This is a genomic window from Desulfocapsa sulfexigens DSM 10523 (assembly GCF_000341395.1).
Lineage (GTDB): Bacteria > Desulfobacterota > Desulfobulbia > Desulfobulbales > Desulfocapsaceae > Desulfocapsa > Desulfocapsa sulfexigens.
The window spans coordinates 681,691-699,364 of record NC_020304.1; the positions used below are offsets into that span (position 1 = coordinate 681,691).

At 45.3% G+C, this 17,674-nt stretch carries 13 protein-coding genes; 7 read left to right on the plus strand and 6 right to left on the minus strand.

Annotated elements, in window-relative coordinates; genetic code table 11:
- Positions 1-797: 797 nt before the first annotated feature.
- The gene (locus UWK_RS02965; protein ID WP_015402862.1) at positions 798-2,408 is read right to left on the minus strand and encodes a Na/Pi cotransporter family protein; all 1,611 of its coding nucleotides are present in this window, start codon (positions 2,406-2,408) and stop codon (positions 798-800) included.
- A gap of 239 nt (positions 2,409-2,647) precedes the next feature.
- Here UWK_RS02965 and UWK_RS02970 point away from each other — a divergent pair, with 239 nt between their 5' ends.
- Both UWK_RS02970 and corA read left to right on the plus strand, forming a co-directional pair.
- A complete protein-coding gene (locus UWK_RS02970) occupies positions 2,648-4,057 on the plus strand; it encodes an MBL fold metallo-hydrolase RNA specificity domain-containing protein (RefSeq protein ID WP_015402863.1) in 1,410 nt (469 codons plus the stop codon).
- Positions 4,058-4,086: 29 nt separating this feature from the next.
- Positions 4,087-5,148 (plus strand): magnesium/cobalt transporter CorA, encoded by a 1,062-nt coding sequence (gene corA, locus UWK_RS02975; RefSeq protein WP_015402864.1) that lies wholly within the window; start codon positions 4,087-4,089, stop codon positions 5,146-5,148.
- Positions 5,149-5,170: 22 nt separating this feature from the next.
- On the opposite strand, the gene UWK_RS02980 is transcribed toward corA, so the two are convergent.
- From UWK_RS02980 to UWK_RS18110, 3 genes are all read right to left on the minus strand, one after another.
- Entirely contained in the window at positions 5,171-6,151 is a 981-nt protein-coding gene (locus tag UWK_RS02980; protein ID WP_015402865.1) for a TIGR00341 family protein, read from the minus strand.
- Positions 6,152-6,336: 185 nt separating this feature from the next.
- Entirely contained in the window at positions 6,337-6,573 is a 237-nt protein-coding gene (locus UWK_RS18895; RefSeq protein WP_228130034.1) for a hypothetical protein, read from the minus strand.
- A gap of 92 nt (positions 6,574-6,665) precedes the next feature.
- The gene (locus UWK_RS18110; RefSeq protein ID WP_015402866.1) at positions 6,666-9,014 is read right to left on the minus strand and encodes a mechanosensitive ion channel family protein; all 2,349 of its coding nucleotides are present in this window, start codon (positions 9,012-9,014) and stop codon (positions 6,666-6,668) included.
- Between the two features lie 199 nt (positions 9,015-9,213).
- Here UWK_RS18110 and UWK_RS02990 point away from each other — a divergent pair, with 199 nt between their 5' ends.
- The gene (locus UWK_RS02990; protein WP_015402867.1) at positions 9,214-9,810 is read left to right on the plus strand and encodes a DUF2179 domain-containing protein; all 597 of its coding nucleotides are present in this window, start codon (positions 9,214-9,216) and stop codon (positions 9,808-9,810) included.
- Positions 9,811-10,026: 216 nt separating this feature from the next.
- Here the strand turns inward: UWK_RS02990 and UWK_RS18115 are convergent, their stop codons facing one another.
- On the minus strand, positions 10,027-12,600 hold the full coding sequence (locus UWK_RS18115; RefSeq protein ID WP_015402868.1) for an ATP-binding protein: 2,574 nt from the start codon (positions 12,598-12,600) through the stop codon (positions 10,027-10,029).
- A 387-nt stretch (positions 12,601-12,987) separates the two neighbouring features.
- Positions 12,988-14,250, minus strand: coding sequence for a mechanosensitive ion channel family protein (locus UWK_RS03000; RefSeq protein ID WP_015402870.1), 1,263 nt, complete (start codon positions 14,248-14,250; stop codon positions 12,988-12,990).
- Between the two features lie 440 nt (positions 14,251-14,690).
- Between UWK_RS03000 and UWK_RS03005 the strand changes: the two genes are divergently transcribed.
- The 4 genes from UWK_RS03005 (at position 14,691) to UWK_RS03015 (ending at position 17,621) form a co-directional block, all read left to right on the plus strand.
- Entirely contained in the window at positions 14,691-16,481 is a 1,791-nt protein-coding gene (locus UWK_RS03005) for a Na/Pi cotransporter family protein (protein WP_015402871.1), read from the plus strand.
- Positions 16,482-16,590: 109 nt separating this feature from the next.
- Positions 16,591-16,761 (plus strand): hypothetical protein, encoded by a 171-nt coding sequence (locus tag UWK_RS19560; RefSeq protein WP_167320687.1) that lies wholly within the window; start codon positions 16,591-16,593, stop codon positions 16,759-16,761.
- Between the two features lie 282 nt (positions 16,762-17,043).
- On the plus strand, positions 17,044-17,262 hold the full coding sequence (locus UWK_RS03010; protein WP_015402872.1) for a hypothetical protein: 219 nt from the start codon (positions 17,044-17,046) through the stop codon (positions 17,260-17,262).
- A 41-nt stretch (positions 17,263-17,303) separates the two neighbouring features.
- Positions 17,304-17,621, plus strand: coding sequence for a hypothetical protein (locus UWK_RS03015; protein ID WP_015402873.1), 318 nt, complete (start codon positions 17,304-17,306; stop codon positions 17,619-17,621).
- Positions 17,622-17,674 lie beyond the last annotated feature (53 nt).

The window sequence follows — 17,674 nt, forward strand, 5'->3', positions numbered from 1 at the left end:
TTTGCTCTCTGAAGTTGTGTACTTACTTACACGAATTCAGCTAATCCACTTTTTCAAAAAACAACAAATTGTTACGTACAGAGAACAGTGCCCGGAAAAGGGAATTCTTTCGTAAACTCCCCCCGGACACTGTCATATTCATTTCTGGACAAAAAGTGTAATCTATATGCTTACCACCTTGCTCTCCCTCTGTTGTCCTGCCAATGCTTCCGATGATGCCTATGCTGCTGTCTATACGGCCTGGGTTGCGGAAGGTATACAACGGGTCTAGGCCTGAAAACAGGTGGTGGCACCATGAGCACTGGACGAGAGTAAAACCGTTGATGGGAAGGAGGTATATATTGCTGATTCGGATAGTATCGAACCTGCGAAGCGATTAAAGCCCCAACCGTAGCTCCCAATACTACTCCAGGCAGGATATTGTCAGTATTGCGGCTCATGGCAGGTTGGCTTGTGATTGTTAGAGTGAGCATGGTTAAGAGGATTGTAAAAGCTGCTGTCGTCTTCTTCATGAGCATTTCTCCAGGTAAAGGTTTTTGTTATTCTGTTGTCATACCTTTTTTCTATATCCCGGAAATCAATTTGTCATTGGACATCGGGTGACATGTCAACCGATATCGGGTGACACTGGCATCAATGATTGACACAACATACTGAAATAACTACCAAGAGAAACAAAGACAGAAACAGGGTGCATTCGATAGAATGTACAATTTCACAAACTACAAACAAACACTATTGTTCGCACCACCAGCAGAAATGATTGCATGAAGACTTGAAAGGAGAGCCCTTATGGTCTATTTCATCTTCAACACATGCTCGGAAATATTGTTTGCATGATTATTTATCCGACCAATGTCCTTGAGAACATACGGGTAAAAGGCATCAATGACAGGTCGAAGTTGATCATTTTCCTGCCTGTACAAAAATTTATTTCTGTACTCCGTTTTTAATGCATCCAGCTGATGTTCCATTTTATGAACGTCTATATCCAGGGTTTTGACTCTTTCCTTCAGACCATTTGCAGCCACCATGTAAGCTTGAACGGCATTATCAAAAAACTCTGCAAGCTCCTTTCTGGCTGCTTCTGAAAAAAACACTTTTTCCTGGCTGGCGTATCCTGCTATATTTTCCGCCAGGTCTGCAATCCGTTCCAGGTCAGTCGTGGCATGAGCCAGAGCTCTTTTCCTGGCCCTGTCTTGTTCGTTCAGCATGACGGTATTTATTTTATTCAGATAATTGCCCACCTTTTCATGAATGATGTCAACGGCCCTCTCGTTTTCCGTGAGCTGCCCGGAGCTGTTTGTATCGTTTTCAAAAAATGTTTTTCGGGCCTGGGTCAGTGATTCACCGACAACGGCTGCCATCCGATTCACCTCCTGTTCCGCCTCGTACAAGGCAAGTGCCGGGACGGTGAGAAACTTTTCTTCCAGGAGACCGTGGGAGGAAATGACCTCTTCATTCTTTCCCGGAATAAGGATACTCAGAAAATGCATCAATATGGTGACAAAGGGCATCATAATCAGACTGACAGTGACATTGAAAACAGTATGGGCATTGGCGATAAGCCTTGGTGTATCCGATGCAGTCAGGGCGATCAGTCCTGCGAACTGTTCAAGAAACGGGAAAAAGAGTACAGCCCCACTGATATTGATGATAAACTGGGCCATTCCTGTTCGCCTGGCCGCTATACTGGTACCTGCCGCTGCAATGAGTTCCAGGACGCAGGTGCCTATATTAGCCCCGATGATCAGAGCTATCCCTGCATCAAGGGATATTATGCCTTCCATACTCATGGCTATCACAAGACTTGTCGTTGCCGAACTGCTGTTGGTAACCGCGGTCAGAACAGCACCAATCACAATACCGAGCAAGGGGTACACCCCGAAGTCTGCTATGACCTTCAGGACAAAAGGATACTCTTTTAAGGGAGAGGCACCGTCGGCCATGATCTTCATGGAAAGGAAGATCATCCCCATGTAGAGGAGTGTATCTCCAATATGATTGACCTTCTCCTTTTTCCCAAGCCGACTCATGGCAAACCCGGCTATTATCAGGGGGTAAAATATCATTTTTACCTTGAAGGCGATTATCTGGGCAGTAATGGTGGTACCAATTTCAGAACCGAGAATAACGTAGATGGACTGCCGCAAAGTCATGATTCCGGAATTGACCAGGCCGAGCAGCAGCAGAACCGTGACACTTGAGCTCTGCACCATAAAGGTGACAACAGTGCCTGTGAGAGCGCCCTTTACCGGGTTCCCCGTTGCTTTCTGGAGGATGTTTTTCAGGCGGACACTGGCGACTTTTTTTAAGGTATTGCTCAGCATATTGATACTGAACATAAACAGAGCCAGTCCTCCGCCCAATTGTAGAAGGATAAAAAAAAGGTTCATGGGCCTGTCCATACCATTCTCCATTCATAAATGATGTTCAGTTGGCAGTGCGGCCAATAAAACTGACGTGTATATGGTAGTAGTACCTCTTCCTGAGGGAGACCGGTTGTATTTGATTTGTTACTCCAGTGTGATATAGTTCTCCACACAGGAATACAGGAAAGGTGCATGACAATGTCTTATTAATCATATCTTAAAATTGTCAGCTCTTGCAAGCCGACCAGCCAAAAAATTCTTAACAGGAATATAAAATGAAAATAACTTTCCAGGGTGCAGCCAAAACAGTCACAGGATCAAAATTTCTTATCGAGGTCAACAATTCCAGATTCCTCCTCGACTGTGGCCTCTATCAGGGCAAACGTAAGGATTCCTTTGAGATGAACAGGGAAACTTCCTGCAATAGCGATACTCTTGACGCCATCGTTCTTTCCCATGCCCATATCGATCATTCAGGAAATATCCCCTGCCATGTGAAAAATGGCTTTCAGGGTGATATTTTTTGCACCTCCGCTACCCGTGACCTGTGTGCAGTAATGCTGCTTGACAGTGCCTTTCTCCAGGAAAAAGACGTGGAATACGTGAACCGTAAACGGGAAAGAGACGGGAAAAAACCTTTTGAGCCTCTCTACACCAAAAAAGATGCAGTTGCCTCCATGCAATATTTTGTCGGCATGAGCTACAACCGAAAACGTCAGATTCTGCCGGGTGTTGAATTGACCCTGGTTGATGCCGGACATATGCTGGGCAGCGCCCATGTCATCCTTGACATTGAAGATATGGACAGTGGCAGGAAGACCAGGTTGGTGTTCAGCGGTGACATCGGCCGCGCCAATATCCCCATCATCCGTGACCCGCAACCGATAACACAAGGGGCTGACATCCTGATAATGGAAAGCACCTATGGCAACCGCACCCACCCCCCCTATCCCGAATCGGAAAGGGAGCTGAAAAGAATAGTCAACGAAACAGTGGCAAGGGGGGGGAGCCTGTTAATTCCCGCCTTTGCCGTGGGCCGAACCCAGCAGATTGTCTATACACTGCACAAGCTTTTTGTAAATGGAGAGATCCCCGATGTGCCAATCTATGTGGACAGTCCGCTTGCCACGAGAACAACGGACATCTTTCGCCTCCATCCCGAAACCTACGATGAGGAGATCATGCAGTTTATGCTGGAGGACAAAAATAACAATCCCTTCGGCTTCGAGACACTCAAGTACACGTCATCTGTGGATGAATCAAAAAATCTGAGCAGTTCAGACAAGCCTGCCATTATCATCAGCGCCAGTGGTATGATGGAGGGGGGACGTATCCTGCATCATCTCAAGAGCCGTGCCGGGAATCCGAAAAACACAATCCTTATTACCGGCTGGCAGGCACCCTTTACCCTGGGGCGACAAATTGTCGACGGGAAAAAAGAAGTTAAAATTTTTGGTGAACTGTATGACATCAGGGCTAAGGTTGAACTTGTCACCGGCTTCAGTGGACACGCTGACCGGGAGGAGCTTCTTGCATGGGCTGGAGCCATGGAGAAAAAGCCGACACAAACATTTATTGTTCATGGTGAAGAGGAATCTGCCAACGCGCTTGCCACTGCCCTTCATGACACTCTCGGTTTCAAAACGGTCCATATCCCCAATCCCAACCAGAGTTTTGATATCTGAGAAAAGCAGGGGTTACATCAGAGACGATAATGAAAAAAAGCTATGGTAAAATATCTGACAAAGCGGGACTGCCACCGGGGAGCCTTGTTCACGTCGGTCAGTATAGAGAAGATCCGATACGTTTTTCCTGGATGGATTACGACGAAACCGGCTGTAAGGAAAGAGAAGGAAATACTCTAACAGAGAAAACTCAGGCACCGAGGGAAAAGAATGTTCACTGGCTTCATCTCAATGGCGTCCATCAACCTGAGCTGATCAGACAGATCGGGGAACAACACGAAATTCACAGTCTGACGCTGGAAGATATTCTAAACACCGAACATCGCCCCAAACTGGATGAAACCGACGATGGATTCTTCCTTATTGCCAAGATGCCCACATTGGCTGCAGAAGGAACCATCTCATTTGAATCAGTTAATATTCTTCTTGGTGATTTTGGGGTTGCAACCTTTGTCACCGGTGACCAGGATCCATTCATACCGATACGCTCACGAATACGTAATGGTACCGGTAAGATCAGGAAAAGGGATCATGATTATCTGGTCTATACCCTTCTTGACTCCGTTATAGACTGCTACCTTGTCGTTATTGAGCAGCTGCAGGACAAAATTCTCGAATTTGAGGAGGAGGTCCTGTATAACGCCCAGCCTGAATCATTATTACAGCTCCAGACTCTACAGCGTACCATCCTGCAGCTACGCCAGGTCGTTCAACCAATGAGAGACATGGTGGCAAAGCTTTGCCGTATCGACGATCAACTTATCAATGAATCCACCAGGAAGTATTTTGAAGATGTCCTCGACCATATGAATGCCGTCTCCGCCAATACTGATCACTTCAGAGAGTTGCTGACTTCGATCCTGGAACTCCACGTTTCCATGATGAACACAAAGATGAATCAGGTGGTTCAACTGCTGACTGTCTTTGCCGCCATTTTCATGCCTCTGACCTTTCTCGCTGGTATTTATGGAATGAACTTCAGATATATGCCCGGACTGGAAAATCAATACGGGTATTTTATCCTTCTCCTGCTTATGGTCGGGTTGGCCATATCAATGATCTTTTTCTTCCGCAAACGGAAATGGCTATAAAAAAAAGAGTAACATCTCATTTTCAGCCCTCACCACCCCTTGTCATAAGGATAATAGCAATAAGAATAGCCAGTGAAACCAGCCAGAGAACCATATAAACGGTGGTAGATTCTCTGGCCCTTTCACTGCCAAGCCAGGTTCTTGGTTTAATCCCTTTGAAAATAAAGACAATCTTTGCTGACAGATTCACAGAGACAATATTCACGGCAAGCAGCAGGGCGGCACCTATAGCGAGGTCAAACTGTCCAGCACCAATCATAATACCCATGGTTGCGGCCGGCGGAAGAATAGCAACCGCCACCATCACTCCCACCAGTACACTTGAGAGTCCGGTGGTCAAGGATAGAGCTGCTGCCGCTCCGGAGGCCAGGGCAAGAGCTACGCTGTCCAGCCCTACATCCGTACGGGCCATAAGTTCATGGCTGGTGAAGGAAACAGGATAGAGATATCCTTCCACAATGGCTATGGCTGTGGCCAGAGTAAGACCGATGACGTTCGCCTTTACAGCAGCCCACAGAAGTTTGGTGTCGCCAAGGGCGGTTGAAAGGGCCAGGGCAATGTTAGGTCCAAGCAGAGGAGCAATAACCATCGCCCCTATGATAACCGCGACATTATCCTTGAGCAGGCCTATGGAGGCGACAAAAGTAGACAGGGTCACCAGCAGCAGAAAATTACTGCCATAACGTGCCCCCTTTTCCACCTCCTGATAAAGCTCCTCTCTGGTTGTTTTCTCAGCAGCAGCTTTTTTCTCTGTTTCCAGTGATGGTACATTCTGGGGTAAAACCGCCTCGGGGGTAAACAGAACAATATTACCACCCGGACCGAGAACGCCCTGTAATGCGTCGAGAAGTTCCTGTGTTTTTTCATCTTCAACCAGAATCCGGTATACGGCCAAATCCTGTGAACCACCGGCCGGCCAGAATTTTCTAACCTCCAGCTTTGTAATTATCGCAGGAAGATTTTTGAGATTTTCCGGTAAGGCAATCACTTCAACAAGTCGCATTCACACATCCTCCATGGGGAGATACTTTCCTTCGCAAAGGAGAGTTATCGTTTACTCTGGGTTGACGATCCCCAAAAAAGGGTTTCAAAAATAGCCCAAAGGCAATGGAACATTCCAGGATCACTTGAATTTCAGGCTGAGAGATCATAAGAACTGTAATAAGCATACCTGATTACCACTAATCCTCAGCCTACCCGCCTGAGGAGGAGTTGTTTCGTGTTGATTATATGGGCATCTGCGGCCTGGACGGCCACAGCAGAGCCCCCAGGGATGGGTTTATGGCGTCCCATATAATCGACACGAAACAACTCCGGGTTGCAAAGCTGAGTTTCGATGGCAATCAGGTAAGCATATGTGATTGAATTAGAAAACCAACCAGTCAGTTCCCTGCAAATCGAAAAACCGAGCAATAGAAGCGACAATACCAGCAGCTGTCAAAAAGAGTCTGCCATGTAACATGCTGCATGGTTGGCTTACCAGAACTAGAAGTCACGAATTCACCCTAATTGTAATTTTAATCAGCAGTATTTGGGTCTGTTCCAACAACCGCAGTGGCTATGCTCTCATCTTTTCCTTCCAGGTGCAGTCCGCTCTTAATATGTATATCCCGCTGGGGAAAAGGAATTTCAACACCATGTTCCCGAAAAGACTTGTCTATTGCAAAATGCATATCGCTACGAACATCAATACGTTTGTCAACATCCTTCAGGTGACAGAACAACTCGAAGTCCAGAGATGACTCACCAAAAGCCTGAAAGCGGACAACCGGATGGGGGGCTGTACCGTTGGTAATCACTTCAGGGTGTGCTTCTGCCACTTCAAGAAGCAGTCTTTTTACTAACCCGGTATCACTGCCGTAGGCGACTCCCACGGCCACCTTTACCCGACCCCGTATATCCTGAAGCATCATATTGGTGACCTGGCTGGAAATCAACTCCGAGTTGGGTACAATAACATCGGATCTGTCAAAGGTCTGAATGATGGTGGAGCGGACACTGATTTTCTTCACATAGCCTTCTGTGCTGCCAACAACAACCCAGTCCCCCCGCTTTATCGGCCGCTCAAAGAGCAGGATCAGACCGGAAACAAGATTATTAACAATATTCTGAAGCCCAAAACCTATACCAACAGACAAAGCACCTGCAACTATGGCCAGTCCCGAGAAATTAATACCAGCGGTGCTAAGTCCCAGAAGAATAACAAGACTGTAGCCCACATAACCAAGCACCGTGGAAAGGGCATCCTGTACACTTGGAGCCAGCTCCGATTCAGCCAGCCATTTACGGATAATTTTATCCTTAGCAAGGGAGACAACATTCCAGCCGAGAGCTAAAATAAAAAAACCGATACCAACCCGGGACGGAACAATTGTTACAGTACCAACGCTGAATCCTTCAACCAGCCAATCATAAAACGTTGAAGCATAAATCCTGGAGAGTCCCCACAAGCGAAGAATGCAATAAAAAAAGACAATAACCAGTGATAATTTGAGCAGACTGCCCGTCCAGATTAATCCCTTAAAGACCTGACTCGTCTCAATTCCAAGCCTTTTTCTGAGAGTCTGCTGCCAGAGATACCTGCCCCTTCCAAACCCGCCGACAATTTCATTGATTGCAAACATGCAAAGACTTAACAGAAAAAGAAGGACTATGGTACCAGAAGTACCTGCCAGGATATGGCTGGCCAGTATTCGATAGCCACTAAGTTCGGCAAGTATGACACCACCAAGCACAAAAACAAGAAATATACGAATAGTTCTTCTCTGCACTTTAAAGCGTGAAAAGCTGCAGAAGAGCCAGAAAACCCAGAGCAGAATCCCATACCAGAGCATCACGACCAGGGCACGGACAAGAAGGAAAACAGTATCTGGAAGAACAGTGCTGAGCGGACTTGTAAAAACAAAAAACAACAGTCCGGAAAAAATGGCAAACAGCTGGAAGCGAATTGTTTTCACTATGGAAAAATTCACTACAGAACCATTATCCTGCTCTCCGGCAAGTACTTTCCCGTAGAATTTCCCAAAACCTGAGAGGATTAAAACAAGTATAATACTGTTCACAGCAGCTGGCAGGCAGGAAGGGGGTTGCAGATCTTTTAACACAAAATGCAGCGACAATGATACTCCTCCAAGAACCCCGAGGAGCTGAAATGTTTTTTTCCGCTGACTGAGCATACGTAGAAAATCAAAATAGAACCCTTTTTGTTCTATCTGGCTGGCTTGTTGGAAAAGCAGAGAATCAATCCGACTGCCCAGAAACAGTCCCATTCCGGCAAAGAGGAAAACGAGCAAAAAGTGGTATAGTTTGAGGAAAAAAAAGGCATTACCTGATAACAGGAAACTGGTAACTGCTGATGGCCAGTGCTCCAAATTAAGCTCCGGCCGCCTGACTAATTCAAGAAATCCTGGTCCCTGGGAAAAAAGATCCCTGGTGAAAACCTCTCGCTTAATATCATTAAGCTTCTGATCCAGATCTGTTGCTCTGAGTGTCAACAAACGACACTGAGCAAGACGAACCTCAGCCTGATTTTTCTGGGTCTGCAGGCCAGCTCTCTCCCTGGTGATCTCCCTAGACTCACCGGTCACCTTTTCACCAAGAGCAGCAAGAGTTGTATCTATTTGTTCCAGTTCCTGCCCAACTGCATGCACACAATTTTTTCCCTGAGCTAAATATCCCTGCACCTGAAGTACCAGGACATCAACCTGGGCCAGTGACGTATCCTCCAGATTAATCTGAGAAATCTTCGTGATTTCCTGCTGAGCTGCAGCAAACATATCGTCTTCCTGATCAGCGGAACGTAGGAAAGAGGGATGCATACAGAGGAAAACGAAGAGGAGAAAAGCCGCAATTAACGAATATTTCATGAACGGTCACTGTGAAAATTAATAGAGAATGTTTCTGAAACAGTATAACTTAGGTACATGACAATAGCAAAAAATCATGTTAGCCATGCGCGTGACAGGATCGGGATGGCCACAACGATCTTTGTCGTCGAACAGAGGGTATTCCCAAAATATACATTTCACCTGAAACTCTGCCCCGTACCCCCGAACAGGAGAGACAATGGCGTTTCCAACTTTCTCTGACCTCTTGTCCATTTCCGATCCTGAAGTCCTACTGACAGGCTTGGCTGTTTTCACTGCCCGTATCTTCGATGTTTCCATTGGTACCGTACGCACCATTGTAACTGTTCAGGGACGTACCATACTCTCTTTCTTTCTGGCGGTCTTTGAGGTGACCATCTGGATCACAGTTGTCAGTGCCGTAATCCTTAAGATGACCGAAATGCCCATACTTATTATTTTCTACTCCCTTGGGTACGCCATGGGAAATGTGGTGGGTATCCTGGTGGAAAGGAGGCTTGCTTTTGGTATGATCATTCTCAAGGTTTTCAGTTCCTACCATGGCCAGAGAATGGCACAGACATTTCGTGAAATGGGCCAGCCAGTAACAATTTTCCATGGTGAGGGAATGAAAGGGCCGGTTGTAGAACTTTATCTGGCCTGCAGAAGGCGGGATCTCAGGTGGATGATTGCCAAAGTCTATGAGATAGACAGTGATGCCTTCTATGTTGTTGAGCAGGCAAAAGATGTCAGCAAAGTGCTGAAACCGGTATACTCTCCATTGGGCGGGTGGCGGCAGCGCAACAATAGAAAATAGCAGACGGGGAATAGTCCTGATACAGGGAAGATATCTTTATTTTTGAAATAAAGACATAAAACGAGCGATGAAATGTAACGTCTAGGAAGGCACCCGATGGTTACGATTGGAAGATCAACTCTCCGATTACTTCGGGTTGCAATTCATCCCAATTGCAAACCAGATAAAAAATGAAAAGTGAGGGCAGGCATCGATTTTTGACAGACTTAAACAATTTCATACATGATGTGGCAGCAATCCACGTTTTTCATCAAGCACTTGTCTGACAATTCTGGCCAATGTTGATCTATCAACGGGTTTCTTTGCATATTTTTTTATGCCAATTGCCAGGACACTCTCTTCTGTAGCGACAGTGCTGTAGCCAGTGCAGAGGATAATTGGCATGGTCGGCTTTATTTTCAAAACTTCCTGTGCCAATTCTATCCCGGACAGACCGGGCATGGTCTGATCTGTGATTAACAGGTCAAATTGCTCTGGTTGCAAGTAGATTTTTTCAAATGCCTTTTCACTGCTTGTTGCTGCTGTTACGCTATATCCAAGACCTTCCAGCACTAATTTTTGCAGGTTGATGATGCTGCTTTCATCATCAACTATAAAGATATGCTCACTCCCTGAAGGAAGAAGGGCTTCTTTCGTTTTTTCCTGAATTGAAACAACATGTTCCAAAACCGGGAAATGGACATGGAAAGTACTTCCTTTTCCTGGCTCGCTCTCTACCTGAATAAATCCTTTATAATCTTTTACGATTCCATGAATAACAGCTAATCCGAGACCTGTCCCCTTGCCGACCTTTTTAGTTGTAAAGTAGGGTTCAAAAATTCGTTCAATTGTTTTCTTGTCCATACCGTGACCGGTATCACTAACTGACAGAACAATAAAAGGGCCTGGAGAGACACCGTTTCCACTTATGTCTTCTGCTTGTATATCTTTACGGCATAAGCTGACAGACAAAGTCCCTTTTTCCTTTTCCATAGCATGGAAAGCATTGGTACAGAGGTTCACCACTATTTGATGGAGAGTTGTCGGGTCTGCCAGAATTGATCCACAGTCAGTGGCAATTTTTTCATTGATGGAAAGAGTTGTCGGCAGTGATGCACGCAGCATTTTAAATGCTTCTTTGACAATCAAATGAGGCATCACAGGTTGCAGGGCGCGCTCCGTTGTCCGACTGAAGGAGAGAATTTGCTTTACAAGTTCTGTTGCCCGTTTCCCGGCCGTCAGAACTTCATCAATATCTTTTGCTGCATTGCTATCATTTGGTATATCGAGCCTTGCCAATTCTGCATAACCGATAATTGCAGAAAGAATATTGTTGAAATCATGGGCAACACCACCAGCCAAAGTACCAATTGCCTCCATTTTGTGGGCCTGAAAAAGTTCTTCCTCCAGTTTTTTCTGTTCAGTGATGTCTCTGGCAACGTGGACAACATATCGCACCCCATTATTTTTATTAAGAAGAGGGGCAGATGATACCTGAAAAATTTTCCCCAGCCCTTTATGTTCGATTATTTCCGAATGGTTATTAATATTTTCAATTACATTAATACCAGGACATCCCGGACAGGGCTGCACACTTCCTCGGAAAATTTCACAACATTTTTTGCCTTCAAGCTCTCCCGGCTTTGCCTCAAAAAAATCATATGCTGCCTTATTGGCCCGGACTATCCGCATATTTTTGTCCTGAATAGTAACAATATCAGCCATAGCATTAAATGTCTTTTCCCACTCTTCCTGAGCCTCGAGGGCACGATTTTCAGCCTTCTTGCGTTCGTTAACCTCTGTGCTTAACTCGCTCACGGTCACTTGTAACTTACTTTTGGCCTTTACAAGGCGCCCCACAAGATTATTGAAGCTGACATAAAGGATGGAGAGACACAGAACTGTCAGCAAAAGAACAAGCGCTGACATTTGAAAAATATAGCTGTCTTTTTGCTGAACCAGATCCGTGATATCTTGTAAAATTGTAATGCCACCAAGTACTTCATTATGATAATTTGTAAAAATGGGCTGAGAATGAAGAATATAAACTTTATTGCCCAACGTAATTTGATTGATGGGGATATTGAAATCAATTTTTGAAGGCAGGCTTTTGTATAAAGGATCGCCATGGGTATTCAAAAGAAATGCGCCAAACTTTCTCATTTTAAAGTGCCCCGATTCATGATCAACCTTCTGCCACACTCTGTCGAAAAAATATGAAGCAGCCTTGCCAGAGAGATCAATTTCAGCAACCTCCAGTAACTGGTGAACTTTGATTCCAAACTCCATAACACCCACAAAGGCACCTTCAAAAAAGACAGGCTGGGCTATTCTGAAAAATGCGCCATGCCTGCCAATTTCATAACCGGAAAGCTGTTTATGAATCTTGTTAACACTATCAATAATTGGCCGAACAGTCTGCAGATTATCACCGAAAAAACCTGGATTATGCATGCGCAGAAATGTTGTGCCATCTGGTAGATGAAAATGCATCACACTGAAATGAATATTTTCTTTTGTAAGGGCGTCATATATTGGAAGAGTCGAGTTGTATAATTGTTCACGATTACGGTTAGCAAAAGCTGTAACCATTTGAGGATTAAGCTGTAATAGGTTTTCAATCCGTAAAAGATAGGGCCCAAAAGAATATTTTTCTAAAATGCCGATACGAGTCTGAAAATTTACTTCTTCTTCCTCAATGACTCGCTTCAATGAAACATTATGAAGGGCAATACCATGATACAAAGAAATACCGGCAAGAATAATGATTGAAAGCGCAACTGTGATAATAGCTTTGTTTTTATCACTCATCCCTATCTCGCTGTGTTGACGGTTTCAAACATCAGAAACTGCTTATGATATGGTTCGAAACTGAGGGTTGCTTTTTTACCTGTATGCAAAGGCATCTTTAACCCAATGCTCTTCCCTCATTTCTTATGTTTTCGCACAAATAAAAAAAAGAGTCAATGAACCCCAAGATTAGCACATCCGCCCTCATCAGGAACAAGGGGCGTAATTAATCGGAAAGGGGTTGCGAGCAGTTAAGATGCTTGCTTATTTTTCCTGTCAAATATTTTCACCATATAGAGCACGACAATAGGGATCGAGAGAATAAGACAGAGAACAGCGGCTGTTACTGAGGCATAGGACAGGACAGCCTTAGCTAGAACGGGCAGCAATTGAAGCGAGTAAAAGAAATCAAGCAGATGTGTCCTTATTTCCCAGACAGCGAAAATCATAGCCACTGGGGTTTTGGAAAATTCGCAAACCAAACTCGGGGATTGCGGCCAGCAGGTGATCAAAGATATCCGCCTGGATCGCTTCGTAGTTGGCCCAAGCTTGATCTTTTGAAAAGACGTAAATTTCGAGAGGGAGGCCGTGCTCAGTCGGAGCAAGCTGTCGGACCAGAAAAGTCATCTCTTGATGGAGTTTTGTATTATTTCTGAGGTATGCAATAACGTAGGCACGGAAAATTCCGACGTTGGTCTGGCGACGGCCACTGATAGTAAGGTTTTGATCATAGTTATGGTGCAGGTTATATTCTTCAATTTCCTGTTGTTTATTCCTTATGTAATCGGCTATCAGAGAAAAATTGGAGAGTTTGTCAAGCATCTGCTCATCGCAGAAGCGGATCGAATGAATATCTATATTCAATGCCCGTTTTATTCGTCTGCCCCCCGATTCGGACATTCCTCGCCAATTTTTAAAAGAGTTGGAGACAAGGGCATAGGTGGGGATAGTTGAAATGGTTTTGTCCCAGTTCTGGACGCGAATAGAATGGATGGAGATATCAACAACATCACCGTCGGCACCATATTGCGGTATTTCTACCCAATCCCCGAGACGTACCATGTCTGTGGAATTAATCTGGATTGAAGCGACAAAACCGAGAATCGAGTCTTTGAAAACCAACATGGTTACGGCAGTCAGACCGCCGAGAACGGAGAGAATACCCCAGGGAGATTTCCCTGTAAAAATGGAGATAAGAAAAATTGCCCCAAGGACGTAAGTGAGTATTTTGCCAGCATCGATGTAACTACGAAGGCTGGCCCCCTTATTCTTTCTAACTATTCGATGGATATCGTTAGCTGAAGAGAGTAAAGCGGTTAAGCTGAGGACTGAAACAATGACAAAGCTGGCGGTTATCAGTCGTTTTGCAGGAAGATAGCTTGTAGCCCCCTGATCAAGAAACATATCGATTGCCAGAGAAAAAACGGTCACCGGAACGAACCAACTGATTTTGCTGAGCAATTTGTTTTTAGCCAAAGGATCATCCCATCTGTAGTTATTCGATTGAATCCAGTTGGTAAGGAACTTTAACAGGGTTTTGCGGACAATCAGGGTCGTTATAATTGCTGTCAAGATTACAGCAAAAGCTATCAGCATGTAAGCCAGCAGTTCTACCGTTGTGGATGACAGCTTGAGATTTTGGAAAAGAGAGGTGAACCAATTATTTTTCATAGAAAAACATCCTTCCTGTATGGATCAAAATTTTGATTCTGCTTGCGACTCTTGTGTTTTTTCCAAAATAACACATTGTATTTCAGACAGATACCAACAAAAACCCATCATCCTGGCCAGTTGGAATCGTAATGCGATCAAAAAAAGAGGACTGAACATAAATAAAGATTTTGCTCAATTATCTTTTAAGTTTCAAGATATTTATGGATTAAGATCATATTTCGATAATCTCCGGGATCGAGCAATGTCCTTCCTGGGTCACTCATTTTTTTGATAACTGAGCTCTGCTAACAAATGCAACGCACCTTTTCATCTCTTCCCAGGAACCTTTTATTCACTTGCTCCACTAAGGCTTATGTTGTAAAATAATTTTTATTGATTTCACTTGAAATTCGAGCGGATTGCAACCTTTAAACTCCTACAGCCAAAACCATTTGGCGATGGAGAAAATCAAGGGGCACCCGATTCTTAGTACCTCACCTACCTGCCCCCACACAAAAAAACGTATGAACAACTCTCTGGATCTCTGGAAACTCCTGGCCGGCCTGGCCATTTTTCTCTATGGCATGTTCCTTATGGAAGACTCCATCAAGAACATGTCCGGCAAAGCCTTCCGCAGAATAATCAGGAAATACACCGATGGCCGTCTCCGCTCCGTAGCCAGCGGTGCCCTGATCACCGCCATCCTCCAGAGTAGTGCAGCGGTATCCCTCATGGTTCTGGCCTTTGTCGGAGCCGAAGTGATGACGATGGCCAACGGTATCGGGGTGATAATGGGGTCAAATATAGGCACCACCTTCACGGCCTGGCTTGTTGCCGTCTTCGGCTTCAAGCTCAAGATCGAGACCTTTGCCCTTCCTCTTATTGCCGTAGGGGGAATAATCCTCATCGGCTTCGGCCCCAGATCCCGAATATTCCAGGCCAGCCGTCTTCTCATGGGGTTTGGTTTTCTTTTTCTTGGTCTGGATTTCATGAAAACCAGCGTTGAAAACTTTGCTCAGCATCTTGATATCCAAAGTATTTCCGCCTACGGCCTGTGGCTTTACGCCATCGTCGGCATACTGATCACAGCTCTCATGCAGTCAAGCTCTGTCAGTATTGCCATTGTCCTTACTGCCCTGAACAGCAGCCTGATCACATTTCCAATGGCCGCAGCCATGGTTATCGGAGCTAATGTCGGTAGCACCGTCACGGTTTTACTCGGGGCCATCGGCGGAACCCAGTCAAAAAAAAGGGTAAGTGTCAGTCATCTCATATTCAATCTCGTGACTGGTACCGTAGCCTTTACTGCCATCCAGCCCCTTTCCTGGATGGTCAGCCATTTTATCAATACTACCACCAACAGCGTCATGGCACTGGCCCTCTTTCACACGCTGTTCAATGTCATTGGTGTCCTGCTCTTTTTCCCCTTTATCGGCATACTCGCCCGCTATCTGGTCAAAATGTTCCCAGATCGCAAGGAAGTACTCACCGTTTTTCTGCGAAATACCTCCACTGAAATGCCGGATGCAGCTATTTCCTCTTTGCGCCAGGAGATTCTCCACCTTTTTGAGGAATGTCAGCTCTACAATCTCCGCTCCTTCCGGATTGACGAAAAGCTGGTTTTCGACCACTCCCTGCCCTTTGAGAAAAACGCCATAAAACGATTCAGCCTTGAAGATCAGTACGACAACATCAAACTCCTCCACGGCGAAATTTTTGAGTTCTACGCCAAGCTCCTCAATGAAAAGCTCGAAGACTCCGAGGCCAAGGAGCTTGAACTGATCATTTATGCCTCTCGTAATATCATGAACTCCATCAAAAACATCAAGGGCGTCCGAAATAATCTTGATGAGTTTGACGCCGCTGACAACGACCACCTCAACAGCCAGTACAAAGCGTTCAGACGTCGGCTTATGGAGCTGTATCATGACATCAGTCGCTTTCGACGACTCGAGAACAATCATGAATTATACAGAGGCCTGTTACGTTCCATTGTCCACCTGGAAAAGTCAGACACTCTTTTTATCAAGGAAACCTTAAAACTGACGACCTCCGGCGCCATCAAAGAAATCGATATAGCCTCCCTGCTCATGGTCAACCGTCTCTTCAACCAGGCCTGTCGCCTCCAGATATTTGCCCTAAAAGACCTGCTACTTGCGCAGAAACAGATCCAGGATTTTGACCACGCCCTGGAGATGAAGATTCTCCTGGATGAGGAAACAAGCAGGGAAGAAAAAGAAAACACATGACAAAACAATAAATTGCCATCTTTACTGGCTTCTGAACACCTCCCAGTAAAGATGGTAGTCGAGTAATCTTTTAGTTCCTCTCTCAGCCCGCTCCTTCCGTAGCCATTTCATGATTCCCATTCCTGATTACCATCGAAACTCAGTTCTGCAATCCGGAGTTGTTCCGTGTCGATTATATGGGACGCATAAACCCATCCCTGGGGGCTCTGCTGCGGCCGTCCAGGCCGCAGATGCCCATATAAGCAACACGAAACAACTCCCCCTCAGACGGGTAGGCTGAGGATTAGTGGAAATCAGATTCCCCCTTGATTGGCAACGACCATATCTTTACCTGACGCAGCCCGGACTTGCTTAACCAGACCTCCAGGTTCCTATTCTGAACAAGAAACCACAGTATCTCTCCTCGAATATTTTCAGCCCGCCACAATGAGAACGCTATCTGTCCGAATTAACACGACAACAATCAACTAACGTCTCTGGCACGATAAGTGCTAATGATTTTTCCGGGTGTCCGTGAACTCAATGCTCCCCGGACAACATTAATCAATATGAGGAAGGACGCATGCGTGAAAGGGAACCGGATGAAGTAATGGACTGGTGTGAGTGTAAAAACTGTGGTGCGCATGTTGAAGTAGCCTCTTATCTGAAGCGGGGGAACATGGTCTACTGCAAAGAATGTGAAGAGGCTTATATTATTTCCAGTCGCAATCCAACCACGATTCAAGTCCAGAAAGAGCGGCAACTTGGGACACCCTGGTTGGATGGATCTTACTTTATTTAATACAAACACTGGCGGAATAACACCAATCGAAGGAGGAGAGGATGGGAAAAAAAGGCAAGAAATATGAAAATGAAGAGATAGTAGATTGCAAAGCCTGCGATGGCGTTATTTCCCTTGGCTTTTACATGGGACGTGGTGATATCGTCTGCTGTGAAGAATGTGACGCTGAATATCTTATTAATTCGCGGAAGCCACTGCAACTGGAATTACTCAATGAAGATGATGACGACGATGTTTTCGACCCCATAAGTGATTATGACGACGACGACAATGTCGATGAGGATAGCGACGAAGACTACAACATAGGTGACTATGACTATGACGATGATGACGACTATAACGACGGTCGCTATGATTGATTAACCAATGAACCACCGAGAGAAACAACGGGCAGTGCCCAGGGAGTGATGCA

Bases quoted from the DNA above. Each gene is read 5' to 3' on its own strand.
- UWK_RS18115 (WP_015402868.1), bottom strand. From the start codon at position 12,600: ATGAGTGATAAAAACAAAGCTATTATCACAGTTGCGCTTTCAATCATT.
- UWK_RS02990 (WP_015402867.1), top strand. From the start codon at position 9,214: ATGGCGTTTCCAACTTTCTCTGACCTCTTGTCCATTTCCGATCCTGAA.
- UWK_RS03015 (WP_015402873.1), top strand. From the start codon at position 17,304: ATGGGAAAAAAAGGCAAGAAATATGAAAATGAAGAGATAGTAGATTGC.
- UWK_RS18110 (WP_015402866.1), bottom strand. From the start codon at position 9,014: ATGAAATATTCGTTAATTGCGGCTTTTCTCCTCTTCGTTTTCCTCTGT.
- UWK_RS02965 (WP_015402862.1), bottom strand. From the start codon at position 2,408: ATGGACAGGCCCATGAACCTTTTTTTTATCCTTCTACAATTGGGCGGA.
- UWK_RS19560 (WP_167320687.1), top strand. From the start codon at position 16,591: ATGATTCCCATTCCTGATTACCATCGAAACTCAGTTCTGCAATCCGGA.
- UWK_RS03005 (WP_015402871.1), top strand. From the start codon at position 14,691: ATGGAGAAAATCAAGGGGCACCCGATTCTTAGTACCTCACCTACCTGC.
- UWK_RS03000 (WP_015402870.1), bottom strand. From the start codon at position 14,250: ATGAAAAATAATTGGTTCACCTCTCTTTTCCAAAATCTCAAGCTGTCA.
- UWK_RS02970 (WP_015402863.1), top strand. From the start codon at position 2,648: ATGAAAATAACTTTCCAGGGTGCAGCCAAAACAGTCACAGGATCAAAA.
- corA (WP_015402864.1), top strand. From the start codon at position 4,087: ATGAAAAAAAGCTATGGTAAAATATCTGACAAAGCGGGACTGCCACCG.
- UWK_RS03010 (WP_015402872.1), top strand. From the start codon at position 17,044: ATGCGTGAAAGGGAACCGGATGAAGTAATGGACTGGTGTGAGTGTAAA.
- UWK_RS02980 (WP_015402865.1), bottom strand. From the start codon at position 6,151: ATGCGACTTGTTGAAGTGATTGCCTTACCGGAAAATCTCAAAAATCTT.